The organism is Subdoligranulum variabile, assembly GCF_025152575.1.
GTDB lineage: Bacteria > Bacillota > Clostridia > Oscillospirales > Ruminococcaceae > Gemmiger > Gemmiger variabilis.
The window spans coordinates 1,347,415-1,362,102 of record NZ_CP102293.1 but is presented as its reverse complement, the minus strand read 5'-3'; the positions used below and the strand labels follow the sequence as shown (position 1 = coordinate 1,362,102).

The window sequence follows — 14,688 nt, the reverse complement described above, 5'->3', positions numbered from 1 at the left end:
CTGCGTTTTTATCCTTCCTGCCGGAACCACTGGATGAGCTGGGCGCAGACCGACACGGCGATCTCGGCGGGGGTCACCGCCCCGATGGCAAGGCCGATGGGGGTGGTGATCCGTTCCGGTCCATGGGGGTAGCCCGCGGCGGCCAGATCGGCAAAGAGCTTCTCCCGCTTGCGGCGGCTGCCCATGAGGCCGATGTACCCGGCTTCGGTGTCCAGGGCCCATCGCACGGCGGCGGCGTCCCCGGCGTGGCCCCGGGTCATGATGCAGACGGCATCCCGGGCTGTGGGCGCCTGCGCCCCTGCAAAGGCACTGCCCAGTTCCTCAAAGCCGGTGCACACCACCTGCTCGGCGGCGGGGAAATACGCCGCGTCGGCAAATTCCGGCCGGTCATCCGCCACCAGATACCGATAATCCAGCTGTTCCAGCAGCCGGGCCACTTCCCGGGCTACATGGCCGCCGCCGATCACAAAGACCCGGCGGGGGTCCAGCAGCGGCAGCTCCAGCCGGTGGGGCTGACCGCCGTGTTCCGGCGGCACCACACAGGGGGCCCCGCCGTCCAGGGGCAGGCAGAACAGGGCCTCCTGCCGCCGGAGCAGTCCCGCCCGGACCGCCTGCAGGGGAGCCGGGTCGGTGAGCGGGGTGAACAGCAGATCGGTACTGCCGCCGCAGACCATCCCCACGCCGTGGGGATCCCTTTCGTCCAGCGAGAGATGCCGTACCCCCGGCACTGCCTGCCCTCCGGTGACCTGGCGGACGCAGTGGTATTCCAGGGCGCCGCCGCCGATGGTCCCGGCCAGCCGTCCGGCGGGCCCCACCGCCATCATGGCGCCGGGGCGCTGGGGGGTGGAGCCGCAGGCCGCCGCCACCGTGATGAGCCAGACAGACTGGCCCTGGGCCAGCGCCGCCAGAATGGGGTCCCAGAATTCCACGGTCATGGTATTGCCTCCTTTACGGTTCGCACAAAAGCAAAATTTTGGCGGGGTCGATGGCCAGCGCTTCGGGCGGCACCGCCGGTTTGCGGTCCTTGGGCATCCGCCACCACAGCGGCTCGCTGCCGGGGTCCTGCCCTGCATAGCGGAAGAGCAGGCACCACTGGAAAGGCTCCTCCATCGCCCCGGCAAAGACCACCGGCCACCGGTTTTCCGCCCCGTCGGGGGTGAAATCGTGGGCCCGCAGCCCCACGGCGCACAGGCGTTCCGGCACCGGCCCGGCGGTGTGCAGCGTGATGCCCCAGGCAGGCACTTCCACCGTGGCGGCATCCACCCGGCGGGCGGCGGCCACATTCTTGCAGCCGGTGAGCCGCGCCGCCGCCACGCTGCCCGGGTCGGCAAAGACTGCCCGGGTGGGGCCGGTGCGCAGGCTGCGCCCGCTGTCCAGAATGCAGAGGGCCGAGCACAGCCGGTAGGCTTCGTCCCGGCTGTGGGTCACCAGCACCGCCTGCCGTCCCACCCGGTGCAGCAGTTCCCCCAGCTGGGGCTGCAGCCGGTCCCGCAGATGGGCGTCCAGGGCGGAGAAAGGTTCATCCAGCAAGAGCAGCTGGGGGTCGGCGGCCAGCATCCGGGCCAGGGCCACCCGCTGGGCCTGCCCGCCGGACAGCTGGGCCGGGCGCCGGGCTTCCAGTCCCTCCAGCTGCAGGAGAGCCATCATTTCCCGGACAATACGGTCCTGTTCGGCGCGGCTGCCCCGGCTGCGGGCGCCGCAGCGGATGTTTTCCGCCACCGTCATAGTGGGGAAGAGGGCGTAATGCTGGAAAAGCATTCCCACCCGGCGCTGCCGGGGCGGCAGGTCGATGCCCTGTTCTGAGTCAAAGAGCACCCGGCCGTCCAGCAGGATGCGGCCCTTGTCGGGGCGTTCGATGCCCGCGATGCACCGCAGGGTCAGGCTCTTGCCGGAGCCGGAAGCCCCTAGCAATCCGGTGAGGGGGGCGTCGGTGTCCAGCTGCACCCGCAGCCGGAAGCCGCCCAGGTCTTTTTCCATGTCCACCAGCAGGCTCAACGGGGGCCTCCTTTCGCCGGGCGTTCCAGCAGATTGACGGTGAGCAGCACCGCCGCCGAGATGACCAGATTCACCCCCACCCAGAAGAGCGCCCCGGCGTCGTCCCCGGTGCGCCACAGCTGGTAGACGGTGGTGGAGATGGTGGCGGTGCGCCCCGGCGTGTAGCCGATGAGCATGCTGGTGGCGCCGTATTCCCCCAGGGCCCGGGCGAAGGCCAGCACCACCCCGGCCAGGATGCCCTGACGGCAGGCGGGCATCCGCACCCGCCAGAAGAGGAAGGTGCCGGAAAGCCCCAGGGTCTGCCCGGCCTGGTCCAGCGTTTCGTCAAAGCTCTCAAAGGCGCCCCGGGCGGTGCGGTACATCAGGGGAAAGGCCACCACCGAGGCAGCCAGCACGCCGCCGTACCAGGTCATGACGAAGTGCAGGTCCACCCGGGCCAGCAGCGGGCCCAGGGGGCGACGGTTGCCGAAGAGCAGCAGGAGCAGATACCCCACCACCGTGGGGGGCAGCACCATGGGCAGGGTGAGCAGGGCGTCCAGCACGCCCTTGGCCAGCCGGGGCAGCCGGGCGGCGTAATAGGCCGCGGCGATGCCCCCAAAAAAGACCAGCACGCAGCTCAGCGCCGCGATGCGCAGGGAATTCAGCAGGGGAAACCAGTCCATGGAAAAGCCTCCTCAGGCGGCGGAGAAGCCCACCGACCGGAAGACGGCCATGGCCTCGGGGGTGGAGAGATAGGCAAGGAAAGCCCGGGCCTCCTCGGGGTGGGCGCTGCCGCTCAGCACGGCGGCGGGGTAGAGCACCTGGCCGCAGAGTTCGGCGGTGGCGGTGTCCACCACGGTGAGACCGGCGCTGCAGGCGTCGGTGGCGTAGACGATGCCGCAGTCCACGCTGGCCTCGGCGATCTGGGCGGTGACCTCCTTCACGTTGGTGCCGTAGGTCAGCACCCCGGCCGCCGCCAGGGTGGCCTCGTCCAGGCCGTAGTGGGCCAGGATCTTCTGGGTGTACTGGCCCACCGGCACGTCGCTGTTGCCCATGGCCAGCAGGATGTCCCCGGCGGTGAGCCGCTGGGCCAGGTCGTCAAAGCTCTGGATGTCCGCGGGATTGCCCTCGGGCACGCAGAGGCTCACCCGGTTTTCCAGCAGGTCCAGCCGGGTGTCGGTGTCCACGGCGCCCAGGGCTTCCAGTTCGTCCATCTGCTTTTCCGCCGCCGAGAGAAAGACGTCGCAGGCAGCGCCCTCCTCCACCTGGGTCTTCAGGGTGCCGGAGGAATCAAAGTTGAAGGTCAGCGTCACGCCGGGATGAGCGGCCTCGTAGTCCCCGGCGATCTCGGTGAGGGTCTCGGTGAGGGAGGCCGCCGCAAAGACCACCAGCTCCACCGGCTCCCCGGCGGTGTCCGCCGTAGCGGCCGACGAAGCCGGGGCCGGAGTGCCGCACCCGGCCAGGGAGAGGACCAACAGCGCGGCCAGCGCCGCGGCAAGAATCTTTTTCATGGGAGTTTCTCCTTGTTTAAACGGTCTGCGCCGGCGCAGACGCCGCGCAATCCGTCACGGCGCCCCGCAACAGGGTCAGGGCGTGGGGCATCTGGTCCAGAAAGACGTCCATGCTCTCGTGGCAGGCCTTGGGACTGCCCGGCAGGTTGATGATGAGGGTCTTGCCCCGGATCACCGACACCCCCCGCCCCAGCATGGCCCGGGGCGTGATGCGCAGGCTGGCTGCCCGGATGGCCTCGGCGATGCCGGGGGCCTGGCGCTCCGCCACGGCCAGAGTGGCCTCGGGGGTCACGTCCCGGGGGGAAAAACCGGTGCCGCCGGTGGTTAAAATCAGGTCGGGCCGCCGCTGGTCGCAGAGCCGCCGCAGCTCCTTTTCCAGGGCCGGGCGGCCGTCGGGGAGCAGCAGTGTTTCAATGACCTCATAGCCGTTCTGCTTCAGGCGCTCCACGATGGCGGGGCCGCTCTTGTCCTCCCGCTGTCCCGCCGCGCACCGGTCGGAGAGGGTGATCACCGCCGCCTGAAAGGGCAGCGGTTCGGGGCGGGCTTCCACCGTCATCACGTCGCCCACCGCCACCGGGCCGCTCTCCAGCACCTTGGCAAAGACGCCCTCCCGGGGCATGATGCAGTCCCCCACCCGGTGGTAGATGGCGCAGTGGCTGTGGCACTCCTTGCCGATCTGGGTGATCTCCAACAGGGCCTTGCCGCACCGCAGCCGGGTGCCCACCGGCAGGGCGCGGAAGTCCAGCCCCTCCACCACGAGATTCTCCCCGAAAGCTCCGGGCTGCACGTTGGCACCTTTGGCATTGAAGGCCGCGATCTTGTCGGCGCTGAGCAGGCTTACCTGCCGGTGCCAGTGCCCCGCGTGGGCATCCCCCGCAAGGCCCCAGTCGGCCTGCAGTTCGCCGCGGCCCACGTTCACTTTCTCGGTGCCCCGGGCTTTGCTCAGGCAGACCGCCCGTACCATTCCTTCCATTTTATCCTCCGATCCTGTTCATCGTCTGTTCGCTGCCGTGGCCCGCTCCAAAACAGTGTGCCTCGGGCTTTTCGGCAATGGCCTGCCGGATGGCCTGCTGCAGCGCCTCCGGCCCGGCGCCGCTGCGCACCAGTGCCCGCAGGTCGATGCCGTCATCATAGCAAAGGCAGGGACGTAAGATCCCGGTGCAGGTCAGCCGCAGCCGGTCACAGTTTGCGCAGAAGCGGTGGCTCACCGCGTCGATGAAGCCGATGCGCCCGCTAAGCCCCGCCGCCCGGTAATAGTGGGCGGGGCCGTTGCCCCGTTTTTCGCCGCAGGGGGCAAGGTCGGGCCAGCGGCTGCGCAGCACCGCCAGCACCCGGTCCGCCGTCAGCTCCGGGGCGGCCTCCCCCTTGCCGATGGGCATCTCCTCGATGAACCGCACATCCACCCCCGGGTCGGCGGCAAGGCCCGCCAGGGGGATCCACTGGTCGGCGGTCTCGGACAGCAGCACGGCGTTGACCTTCACCGGCAGCTGCCGGGCCGCGCGCCGCAGGTTGTCCAGCACGGTAGCCACCGGGAAATCCCGCCGGGTCAGGGCGTGGTACTCCTCGTCATCCAGGGTGTCCAGGCTCACGTTCACGGCGTCCAGCCCGGCAGCCAGCAGCGCGTCCAGCTGGGCCCCCAGCAAAAGCCCGTTGGTGGTCAGCGTCACCTGCCGGGTGCCGGGCAGGGCTTTCAGCGCCGCCACCAGGGCGGGCACCTCCCGCCGCACCAGGGGTTCGCCCCCCGTGAGCTTGAAGGTGTCGATGCCCAGGGCCAGCGCCGCTTTGGCGATCTCCACGATCTCCTCGTAGCGCAGGATCTCCCCGTGAGGGCGCAGGGGCACCCCCTCGGCGGGCATACAGTAGCGGCAGCGCAGGTTGCACCGGTCGGTGAGGGAGATGCGCAGATAGCGGATGGTGCGCCCGTACCGGTCGGTCATGGGGCGACCTCCGCCTGGTAGTGCCCGCTCTTGCCGCCGGATTTTTCCAAAAGGCGGATGCCGTCGATGTGCATGGAGCGGTCCAGCGCCTTGGCCATGTCGTAGACGGTGAGCAGCGCCGTGGATACCCCGGTCAGGGCTTCCATCTCCACGCCGGTGGGGCCTACACACTGGACGGTACACTCCGCCCGGATGGCGTGCCGGTCTTCGAGGAGGTCAAAGGTCACGGCGCTTTTCGTCAGGTTCAGCCGGTGGCAGAGGGGAATCAAATCTGCCGTGTGCTTGGTGGCCATGATGCCCGCCACCTGGGCCACCCCCAGCACGTCGCCTTTTTTGGCGCGCCCGGCGGCGATGGCGGCAAAACAGTCGGGGGACATGGTGATGAACCCCTCCGCCACGGCGGTGCGCCGGGTGGCAGGCTTTTCCCCCACGTCCACCATGACGGCGTTGCCCGCTGCGTCGATATGTGTCAGTTCCATACCTTCTCCTTACAAACCTTTTCCAAAACTACAATTCGGGAAGTGACATTCCGGGCAGTTCAGGCAGAGTCCGCCCACCCCCAGCCCGGCCAGCCAGTCCGCCGTCACCGGCACGTCGGCCAGCAGGCGGGGCAATACCAGGTCAAAAATCGTCCGTTTGGCGTACATCACGCAGCCGGGCAGGCCGCACACCGGCCGTCCGTCCTCCAGATACCCCAGCATGAACATGGCCCCCGGCAGCACCGGCGCACCGTAGCCTACGATGGAGGCACCACTCTGCCGGATCGCCAGCGGGGTGCGGTCGTCGGGGTCCACGCTCATGCCGCCGGTGCAGAGGATCAGCTCCACCCCGGCGTCCGCCATCTGGCGGATGGCCGCCGTGATGGCGTCGCTGTCATCCCCGGGGGTGGCGTGGGCGGCCATGGTGCAGCCGTATTCCGCCAGCTTTTGTTCCAGCACCGGCGTGAAGGCGTCCTGGATCAGTCCTTTCTGCACTTCGCTCCCCGTGGTCACCACGCCGAAGCGCCGCGCCCGGAAGGGCCGCAGCTGCAACAGCGGTTCCGGCCCGGCTGCTTTGCGGGCCTCCTCCATGGCGGTCTTTTCGATGACCAGCGGAATGATGCGGGTGCCGCAGAGTTTGTCGCCTTTTTTTACGGCAAACCCCGAGGACCGGGTGGCGATCATCATGCGGCCCAGGGCGTTGACGGCCCGGATACGCTGGGCATCGGCCAGAAACAGCCCGTCGCAGTCGGCGGAAAGCTCGATCTTGCCCTCTTTGGGCTCCGAGGCGGTCATGTGGTCGTTCCGGCACAGGTCCCGCAGGATCTCGGCGGCCTCGTTTTCGTGGAGCATGGATTCGTCCTTCTCCCAGACGTAGAGGTGCTCCTTGCCGCAGCGCAGCAGCACGGGGATGTCCTCGGGCTGCACGATGTGGCCCTTGCGGAAGACCGGCCCTTTGGAGACGCCGGGAATGATCTGGGTGATGTCGTGGCAGAGCACCTGGCCCACGGCATCCCGGGTATCGATGAGTTTCATAGGAGTACCTCCCGAACGGCGCCGTTGCACAAACGGGGCGCCGGTGTTACAATAGCTTACAAAAAGGGGGATGGAACCATGCAAAACAAGGCAAACCGGCCCTGGGTCCTCATCCGGGGTGCCGGGGACCTGGCCACCGGCACGATCTTGCGGCTGCACCGCTGCGGATTCCGGGTGCTGGCGCTGGAATGTGCCGACCCGTCGGCCATCCGGCGGAAAGCCGCTTTCTGTGAGGCGGTGTGCCAGGGCAGCACCACGGTGGAGGGGGTGGTCTGCCGCCGCATCGAAAAGGCTGACGAGGCCGCCGCCGTGTCCGCCGCGGGGGAGATCCCCCTGCTGGTGGACGAGCGCTGCGCCGCCGCAAACATCCTGCACCCGGCGGCGGTGGTGGACGCCATTTTGGCCAAGCGGAACCTGGGCACGAACCGGGCCATGGCGCCCATCACGGTGGGGCTGGGCCCCGGCTTCACGGCCGGGCAGGATGTGGACGCCGTGGTGGAGACCATGCGGGGCCACAAGCTGGGCCGGGTCATCCGCCAGGGGGCGGCCATCCCCAACACCGGGGTGCCGGGCAACATCGGCGGCTATACCGCGGAGCGGGTCATCCACGCCCCGGCGTCAGGGCCCATGGAGTTTGTGCCCGACGAGACCGGTGCCCTCGTGGACATCGGCGCCGTGGTGCACAAAGGCCAGTGCATCGGCCGGGTGGGCGGCGTGGCCGTGCCCGCCACATTGGACGGGGTGCTGCGGGGGATCATCCGCCAGGGCTATCCCGTCACCAAGGGCCTGAAGATCGCCGACATCGACCCGCGTCTCGAACAGGTGGCGAACTGCGACACCGTGTCCGACAAGGCCCGGGCCATCGCCGGGGGCGTGCTGGAAGCGCTGCTCTCCCTGGCGGAAGAGCGGGACATTCCGCTGCTTTGAAGTGTAGCACATTTCCCGGGTAAAGTCACCCGCCCAGCACCCAGGGCGCCAGAAAAGCGTCGTCTTTCGGCAAAGCTCCCACCCGGCAGGCAAAGCCCTGCCGGGCCAGGGCCGCGGCGGCCTGCCGCCCGGCCTCGATATGCCTTTCATCATCCGCCTGGTTGAAGAGCAGGCGGATGTTTTCTTTTGGCAGATTGCAGCGGGCGATGGTTTCCTCCGCGCAGAAGCAGAGTTCCGCCACTCCCACCGGCGCGGCCGGGTTCGCAGCCCAGGCGGGGTGCAGGGCGTAGCGGTGGACCACCTCCCCCACGGGGCGTCCCAGGGAGGAAAGTCCCAGCACCACCAGACAGTGGGTGGTTTCGGCAGGCAGTACCGGCTCGTCGGGACGGTGGAGCTTTAAAGGCAACCGGTGGGCGCCGTCCGCCTCGCAGAGAAGATAGTCCGCCCCCCGGCAGCCCGCCGCGAAGACTTCAGGGGACAGGGCGGTCCATTTTTCCCCGGCGGGTACCCCGGCACAGACCACCCCGGGCAGGGCCAGCGCCGCCGTCAGCTGTGCCGCCGTGGGGTTGGCCAGCCGCAGCCGGCAGTCCTCCGGCGAGGCAGGATAGATATGGGTGGTGGTGGTCCACAGCACCGGAAAGCCCGAAAGGCGGTGCGCCAGGCTGCGCACCGCCGTGGTTTTTCCGCCGGCGCCGATCACGGCAATGCAGGCTTTCATCTTACGGTTCCTCCGCCGTGTACAGGCAGGTATAGTCCTCGCCCCGGCAGCCGTAGACGGCCTCCCAGTCCCGGTCCAGCAGATCCTGGCAGGCGTAGGGGGCGGTGTACCGCACGCAGGTGCCGCAGCTGGAACTCAGCGCCCGGGGCACCGGCATCATCCGGGCTTCCATCCCCCGGCCCCGCAGGGCCTCAAAGGTCAGCAGGGCGCTCAGATGGGTGTGGAAGGTGGCAATGTATTCGCTCATTGTTTCCTCAGGGTCAGGCGGAACTCGTCCTCGTCGGCGGGGGCAACTTCCACCGCGTAGCCGCTGTTGTGGGCAAACCGGGTGACGTTCTCCACCGAACAGGGGTTGTCCAGCAGCACCTCCAGGGTGGCGGGGGTGCCGTTCTGCACCGCTTTCTGCACCATGACTACCGGCATGGGGCAGGACAGTCCTCTTGCATCGATCATTGCTTTTTCTCCTTTTTGTACAGATTGGCGTAGGAAATGAGTCCCAGCAGCACCAGGCAGACGGCCACGCCCACCTGACCGGGCAGCGCTACGCCGCCCGCTGTGAAGACGCCGTCCGTCATGGCGTCGGCGTTGCCGGCCATGCCGAAGTTGTGGGCCAGGGCGGCGCCCACGATCATGCCCAGCACCGTCACGGCGCTGTCGCCGTTGCCCTCGCCGGCCAGGATCAGCTGGCGCAGGGGGCAGCCGCCCAGCAGGATGGAACCCCAGCCCGCGGCGGTCATGCCGAGGAAACTCCAGATGTAATCATGGTGGGCCACCGGCTGCACGGCCAGCTCGGGATGGAACCGGCCGAGGATCAGGTTGCCCACGAGCACCACCACAAAGATGGCCCCGAAGCCGCTGAGCAGGTTGAAGTCCTTGAACATCACGGCATCCCGGATGCCTCCCGCCATGCACAGGCGGCTTTTCTGGGCCAGGGCGCCCACGGCCAGCCCGGCGATGAGGGCTACGATCCAGGGGGCGTGGCTGGCGCCGGGGCCCTCGGTGGAGAAGAGCAGCACCGACGGCACCGCCAGCAGCAACACCAGCAGGGCGATCATGAAGCCGGGCAGCACGAAACCGTCGGCGGTTTTGACCTTGTAGGCCCGGCCCAGGGAGAAGCCTTTTTTCAGGCAGGCCACCCCCACCAGGATGCCGCAGACGAAGCCGGCGAGGCCCGCCAGGGCCGTGCCGTCACCGCCGCCCAGACGCAGCACCATCCGCAGCGGGCAGCCCAGGAAGGCCAGCGCCCCCACCATGACGATGCCGCCCAGGATAAACCGCAAAGCGGGCGCAGACCCGGCCCGGGCCTTGAACTCTTTGCCCGCCAGGGCCATGATGGTGGCGCCCAGCACCAGGCCGATGATCTCGGGGCGGACGTACTGGACCTTGGCCGCATGATGCAGGCCCAGGGAGCCCGAGATGTCCCGCAAAAAGCAGGCAATGCAGAAGCCCATGTTGCCGGGGTTGCCCAAGGAAACCAGCACCAGGGCCGCCAGGCCCACCACGATGCCGGTGACAGGCACCAGAATGTTGATCTTTTTCAAAAACGATTCCTCCTTGTTCTGACTGCTTTGTGACTGCGGCGTTGCGCGCCGCGCCCTGCCTGTGCTACACTGTAGCCAGGACTTTTCTATAGAAAGGGGCTTTGTCATGCCCGCCATCTATCTCGATCAGGCCGCTACTTCCTTTCCCAAACCGCCCTGCGTGGCGGCAGCCATGGCGGCGTATATCACCCATGTGGGGGCCAACGTGAACCGCGGCGTCTACGGGGCCGCCCAGCAGGCGGAACTGGTGACGCTGCGGCTGCGCCGTCGGCTGTGTGAACTCTTTGCGTTCGCCGACCCCACCCACGCGGTGCTCACCCCCGGCAATACCTGGGGGCTGAACCTGGTGCTGGGCGGGGCGCTGCACCCCGGGGACCACTGCATCGTGTCGGGCATGGAGCACAACGCCGTCATGCGGCCGCTGCAGCGGCTGGCAAAGCAGGGGGTGACCTTCGACCGCATCCCCTGCGACGGGGAAGGCTTCCTGGACCTCTCCGCCCTGGAAACGTTGTTCCGCCCCCACACAAAACTGGTGGTGCTGGCCCATGCCTCCAACGTGTCGGGCACCTTGCAGGACGCCGCGGCGGTGGGCAGGATCTGCGCCGCCCATGGGGTGCCTTTCTGCCTGGACGCCGCCCAGACGGCGGGCCATCTGCCTCTCTCTTTTCAGGAACTGGGCCTTGCTGCCCTCAGCGTGCCCGCCCACAAGGGGCTGATGGGGCCCCAGGGGCTGGGGGCACTGCTGCTGGCCCCGGACTTCGCCAGGGCCCTGGCCCCCTATGTGACGGGGGGAACCGGCAGCGCCTCGGACAGTGAGGACCAGCCCGCCTATATGCCGGACAAATTCGAGCCGGGCACCCAGAACCTCCCCGGCATTTACGGCTGGGAGGCGGCGCTGGAGTACCTCCAGAACCTCGGCGTGGAGGCGGTCCGCGCCCACGATCTGGCGATCAGCCGCCGCTTTCTGGCGGGGCTGCAAACCATCCCCGGCGTGGTGCTCAAAGGCCCCACAGGCCCGGAGCCCCGGGTGGGGGTGTTCAGTCTGGATTTCCCGGGGCGGGACAACGCCGAGATGGCCTGGCGGCTGGAAACGGAGTACGGCATCCTGACCCGGTGCGGGCTGCACTGCGCCCCCGCCGCCCACAAAACGCTGGGGACCTTTCCCCGGGGCACCGTGCGGTTCTCCACCGGCTGGTTCACCACCGAGGCCGATATCGACGCTGCCCTGGCTGCCATCCGGGCCCTTACCGCAGAGTGATGCGTTTGCCGCCCTCGGCTTCGGGCAGCACCACGCCCACCCGCTGGGCGCTGGGCACCGCCCCCTGCAAATCCCGGAAGAGGGCGTCGGCATCCCCGGGCGCCACGGCCATGAGCAGGCCGCCCGCCGTCTGGGGATCGTAGAGCACGTCCTGCACGGCCAGGGGAACGTCCCCGGGATCCACCGCGCCCTCGGCATAGTGCCGGTTGCGGTACATTCCCTCGGGTAAAAGGCCCATCTTGGCAAATTCCAGCGCTGCGGGCAGGATGTCCACTGCGCTTGTGTCAATTTCCAGCGCCACGCCGCTGCCCTGGGCCATCTCGTAGGCATGGCCCAGGAAGCCGAAGCCCGTCACGTCGGTGCAGGCGTGGACTTCGTAGCGCACCATGCAGTCCCGGGCGGTTTTATTTAACGTAGTCATCAGGGTGTAGGCCTGCTGCAATACCTCCGGCGGGCAGAGGTCGGCTTTCGCCGCGGTAGTCAGCACCCCGATGCCCAGGGGCTTGGTAAAGAGCAGCACATCCCCGGGACGGGCTCCGGCGTTGGTCAGCACCCGGTCGGGGTGCACAAACCCGGTGACGGCCAGCCCGTACTTCGGTTCCTCGTCCAGGATGCTGTGCCCGCCGGTGATGATGGCCCCCGCCTCGTAGACCTTGTCGTAGCCGCCCCGCAACAGGTCGTGGACGGCACTTTTGGGCATGGATTCGGGAATGCAGAGAAGATTCAGCGCCAGCTTGGGCTCGCCGCCCATGGCGTAGACGTCGGAGAGAGCGTTGGTGGCCGCGATCTGGCCGAAGAGATAGGGGTCATCGGCGATGGGCGGGAAAAAGTCCACCGTCTGCACCAGGGCCAGTTCGTCGGATACTTTGTATACCGAGGCGTCGTCGGATTTGTCGAACCCCACCAGCAGGTTGGGGTCGTGATGGGTGCGGATATCCCCCAGCAGCTGGGCCAGCACCCCGGCGCCCACCTTGGCGCCGCAGCCCGCACAGTGGGCGAGTTTGGTCAGTTTTACATTCTGCTCCTGTTCCATGGGGACCTCCCGTAGCGTTATTCTAGCAAAAGAATAACACCCCGGCCCCGAAAGGTCAAGCCGGGTTTGCGGGCGGGGGCGGGGCATGATATAATACAGGAAGATTGGTGCAGGAAAGGAGGCGGCCGGGATGATCCATATTGCCATTGTGGAGGACGATCCCGAAGTGCGGGAACAGCTGGTGGGGTATGTGCGCCGGTATGAGCGGCAGTTCGGCAGGATGTTCGAGCTGACCACCTTTGCCGACGGGGACGAGATCGTGTCGGACTACCGGGCGGTGTACGACATCATCCTGCTGGATGTGCAGATGCGCCGGATGGACGGCATGGCGGCGGCGGAGGCCATCCGCAAGGTGGACAAGGACGTGATCCTCATCTTCATTACGAATATGGCCCAGTTTGCCATCCGGGGCTACGCGGTGGACGCGCTGGACTATGTGCTCAAGCCGGTGCCCTACTTTGCCTTCTCCCAGCAGCTGCAGAAGGCGGTGGAGCGGCTGCGCCGGCGGCAGAAGACCTTCCTCACGGTGCCGGTGGAGGGCGGTCTGCGCCGCCTGGATGTGGAGAGTCTCTATTACCTGGAGAGCGAGGGTCACTACGTGCACTTTTACACCGAGGACGGGGAGCTGGTGGCGCCGGGCAGTCTGAAAAGCTACGAGGAAAAGCTGGCCGACAAGCCCTTTGTGCGCTGCAACAGCGGGTATCTGGTGAATCTGGCCCAGGTGCGGGCGGTACAGCAGAACACCGTCCAGGTGGGACCCTACGAGCTGCAGATCAGCCGTCCCAAGAAGAAGGCCTTTCTGGAGGCCCTCACCGATTATATAGGAGGCAGTTTGAAATGACGGCACTGCCCGATATTCCCCGCCTCTACACGGCGCTGGCCGAATGGCTGGCATGTCTGCTCTATGTGCTGGCGCTGCGCCGCCGGTGGGGCACGGCGGTCACCGCGGCTGTCAGCGGGGCGGTGCTGGCAGCGCTGGGCGCCTTTTTGCAGCTCACCGGCAGCGTGCCGCTGGCCTGGTGGATCCCCTGCATGGCAGCGGCCGTGGCGGGGATGTACCTCTATCTCTTCGGCTGCTGTGCCATCACGGCCCGGGACGCCGGCTACTGCTGTGCCCGGGCCTTCATTCTGGCGGAATTCGCTGCCAGCCTGGAGTGGCAGCTCCACTGCCTGCTCTGGCCCCGGCGCAGCGGCTGGGAACCGCCGGCCCTGGCCCTGCTGGTGGCAGTCTACGGGGTGGTTTTCGGCTTTGTCTATGCCTTTGAGTTCCGCCGCCTGGGGCGCTACCCCGACCTGGGGGTCACCCGGCGGGCGCTGGCCAGCGCCGTGGTCCTGGCGTCGACGGCCTTCGCCGTCAGCAACCTGGCCTTCGCCCAGAACGGGCAGGCTACCTTCAATGTCTTTTACATCCGGACCCTGGTGGACCTGGCAGGAGTGCTGGTTATCTCCATTCAGCAGGAACAGATAACCGAGGCCCGGCTCCACCGGGAACTGGAATCAATGGACAACGTCCTGCACCGCCAGTACGAACAGTACCAGCAAAGCCGGGAGAGCATCCGCCTCATCAACCGCCACTGCCACGACCTGAAACTGCAGATCGCGGCCATCCGGGCGGAACATGACCCCGGCAAACAGGCGGCGGCCCTGGACGAGATGGAAAGCGGCATCCGGATGTATGAAGCCCAGAACAAGACGGGCAACCCGGTGCTGGACACCCTGCTCACGGCGAAGAGCCTCTACTGCCAGCAGCACGACATCAACTTTACCTGCGTGGCGGACGGGCATCTTTTGGACTTTATGCCCACGGGGGACATCTGCACCATCGTGGGCACGGCGCTGGACAACGCCACCGAGAGCGTCCAGACCCTCCAGGATACCGAGAAGCGGCTCATCCGCATTGCCATTTTTGCCCAGCACGGCTTTGTGATGCTGCGGTTTGAAAACTACTGCGAGACGCCGGTGCATCTGGACGCCGACGGCATGCCGCCTCACGGCTACGGCGTGCGCACGGTGAAAGCGGCGGCGGAAAAATACGGCGGCACCGTGACGGTGCACAGCGAGGACAACTGGTTCATCCTGCGGGTATTGCTGCCCCACAGCGGCGGCAAATCCTGAAACACGACTGCCTGCGGCGGCCCGGAGCGGTTCCGGACCGCCGCAGGTCTTTTTTGGGACGCTTTAGGGATTGTGCACAATATAAAACCGATTTATTTTGTGCGTTTCGACCAAGGAAAAACCGGTAAAAATCCGCAAAAATGCAGAATTTGCCGGAAAA

At 67.3% G+C, this 14,688-nt stretch carries 17 protein-coding genes; 4 read left to right on the top strand and 13 right to left on the bottom strand.

Annotation, left to right across the window (positions count from 1 at the left end; translation table 11 throughout):
- Window positions 1-8: 8 nt before the first annotated feature.
- From NQ490_RS06610 to NQ490_RS06575, 8 genes are read right to left on the bottom strand one after another with little or no spacing between them, the layout of a single operon-like run.
- Window positions 9-935: an XdhC family protein gene (locus NQ490_RS06610; protein WP_007048584.1), complete on the bottom strand. Its 927-nt coding sequence runs from the start codon at window positions 933-935 to the stop codon at window positions 9-11.
- Between the two features lie 13 nt (window positions 936-948).
- A complete protein-coding gene (locus NQ490_RS06605; RefSeq protein WP_259951695.1) occupies window positions 949-1,995 on the bottom strand; it encodes a sulfate/molybdate ABC transporter ATP-binding protein in 1,047 nt (348 codons plus the stop codon).
- Window positions 1,992-2,657, bottom strand: a complete 666-nt coding sequence (gene modB / locus NQ490_RS06600) for a molybdate ABC transporter permease subunit (RefSeq protein ID WP_007048587.1) — start codon at window positions 2,655-2,657, stop codon at window positions 1,992-1,994. Before modB ends, NQ490_RS06605 begins: the two co-directional genes overlap by 4 nt.
- A 12-nt stretch (window positions 2,658-2,669) precedes the next feature.
- The gene (modA, locus tag NQ490_RS06595) at window positions 2,670-3,485 is read right to left on the bottom strand and encodes a molybdate ABC transporter substrate-binding protein (protein WP_007048588.1); all 816 of its coding nucleotides are present in this window, start codon (window positions 3,483-3,485) and stop codon (window positions 2,670-2,672) included.
- 16 nt (window positions 3,486-3,501) lie between these two features.
- The gene (locus NQ490_RS06590; protein ID WP_007048589.1) at window positions 3,502-4,458 is read right to left on the bottom strand and encodes an MOSC domain-containing protein; all 957 of its coding nucleotides are present in this window, start codon (window positions 4,456-4,458) and stop codon (window positions 3,502-3,504) included.
- Window position 4,459: 1 nt separating this feature from the next.
- Complete coding sequence (gene moaA, locus NQ490_RS06585; protein ID WP_007048590.1) at window positions 4,460-5,422, bottom strand: GTP 3',8-cyclase MoaA; 963 nt, start codon at window positions 5,420-5,422, stop codon at window positions 4,460-4,462.
- Window positions 5,419-5,901, bottom strand: a complete 483-nt coding sequence (moaC, locus tag NQ490_RS06580; RefSeq protein ID WP_007048591.1) for a cyclic pyranopterin monophosphate synthase MoaC — start codon at window positions 5,899-5,901, stop codon at window positions 5,419-5,421. The genes moaA and moaC overlap by 4 nt, the downstream gene beginning before the upstream one ends.
- Window positions 5,902-5,910: 9 nt before the next feature.
- A complete protein-coding gene (locus tag NQ490_RS06575) occupies window positions 5,911-6,936 on the bottom strand; it encodes a molybdopterin-binding protein (RefSeq protein WP_007048592.1) in 1,026 nt (341 codons plus the stop codon).
- A 78-nt stretch (window positions 6,937-7,014) separates the two neighbouring features.
- On the opposite strand from NQ490_RS06575, the gene yqeB reads away from it, so the two are divergent.
- The gene (yqeB, locus tag NQ490_RS06570; protein ID WP_007048593.1) at window positions 7,015-7,863 is read left to right on the top strand and encodes a selenium-dependent molybdenum cofactor biosynthesis protein YqeB; all 849 of its coding nucleotides are present in this window, start codon (window positions 7,015-7,017) and stop codon (window positions 7,861-7,863) included.
- A 25-nt stretch (window positions 7,864-7,888) separates the two neighbouring features.
- Here yqeB and yqeC read toward each other — a convergent pair whose 3' ends face one another.
- Genes yqeC through yedE form a run of 4 tightly spaced genes read right to left on the bottom strand, consistent with a single transcriptional unit; the run spans window position 7,889 to window position 10,230 of the window.
- Window positions 7,889-8,581, bottom strand: coding sequence for a selenium cofactor biosynthesis protein YqeC (gene yqeC, locus NQ490_RS06565; protein WP_007048594.1), 693 nt, complete (start codon window positions 8,579-8,581; stop codon window positions 7,889-7,891).
- Between the two features lies 1 nt (window position 8,582).
- The gene (locus NQ490_RS06560; RefSeq protein ID WP_007048595.1) at window positions 8,583-8,828 is read right to left on the bottom strand and encodes a DUF3343 domain-containing protein; all 246 of its coding nucleotides are present in this window, start codon (window positions 8,826-8,828) and stop codon (window positions 8,583-8,585) included.
- A complete protein-coding gene (locus NQ490_RS06555; protein WP_007048596.1) occupies window positions 8,825-9,034 on the bottom strand; it encodes a sulfurtransferase TusA family protein in 210 nt (69 codons plus the stop codon). The genes NQ490_RS06560 and NQ490_RS06555 overlap by 4 nt, the downstream gene beginning before the upstream one ends.
- Window positions 9,031-10,230: a YedE family putative selenium transporter gene (yedE, locus tag NQ490_RS06550; protein WP_007048597.1), complete on the bottom strand. Its 1,200-nt coding sequence runs from the start codon at window positions 10,228-10,230 to the stop codon at window positions 9,031-9,033. Before yedE ends, NQ490_RS06555 begins: the two co-directional genes overlap by 4 nt.
- Here yedE and NQ490_RS06545 point away from each other — a divergent pair.
- Window positions 10,229-11,380 carry an aminotransferase class V-fold PLP-dependent enzyme gene (locus NQ490_RS06545; protein WP_007048598.1) on the top strand — a complete coding sequence of 384 codons (1,152 nt, stop codon included), beginning with the start codon at window positions 10,229-10,231 and terminating at the stop codon, window positions 11,378-11,380. The genes yedE and NQ490_RS06545 overlap by 2 nt on opposite strands.
- Here NQ490_RS06545 and selD read toward each other — a convergent pair.
- Entirely contained in the window at window positions 11,367-12,413 is a 1,047-nt protein-coding gene (gene selD, locus NQ490_RS06540) for a selenide, water dikinase SelD (RefSeq protein WP_007048599.1), read from the bottom strand. The genes NQ490_RS06545 and selD overlap by 14 nt on opposite strands.
- Window positions 12,414-12,543: 130 nt before the next feature.
- Between selD and NQ490_RS06535 the strand changes: the two genes are divergently transcribed.
- Both NQ490_RS06535 and NQ490_RS06530 read left to right on the top strand, forming a co-directional pair.
- The gene (locus NQ490_RS06535; RefSeq protein ID WP_007048600.1) at window positions 12,544-13,254 is read left to right on the top strand and encodes a LytR/AlgR family response regulator transcription factor; all 711 of its coding nucleotides are present in this window, start codon (window positions 12,544-12,546) and stop codon (window positions 13,252-13,254) included.
- Window positions 13,251-14,528, top strand: coding sequence for an ATP-binding protein (locus tag NQ490_RS06530; protein ID WP_007048601.1), 1,278 nt, complete (start codon window positions 13,251-13,253; stop codon window positions 14,526-14,528). The genes NQ490_RS06535 and NQ490_RS06530 overlap by 4 nt, the downstream gene beginning before the upstream one ends.
- The last annotated feature ends 160 nt before the right edge of the window (window positions 14,529-14,688 follow it).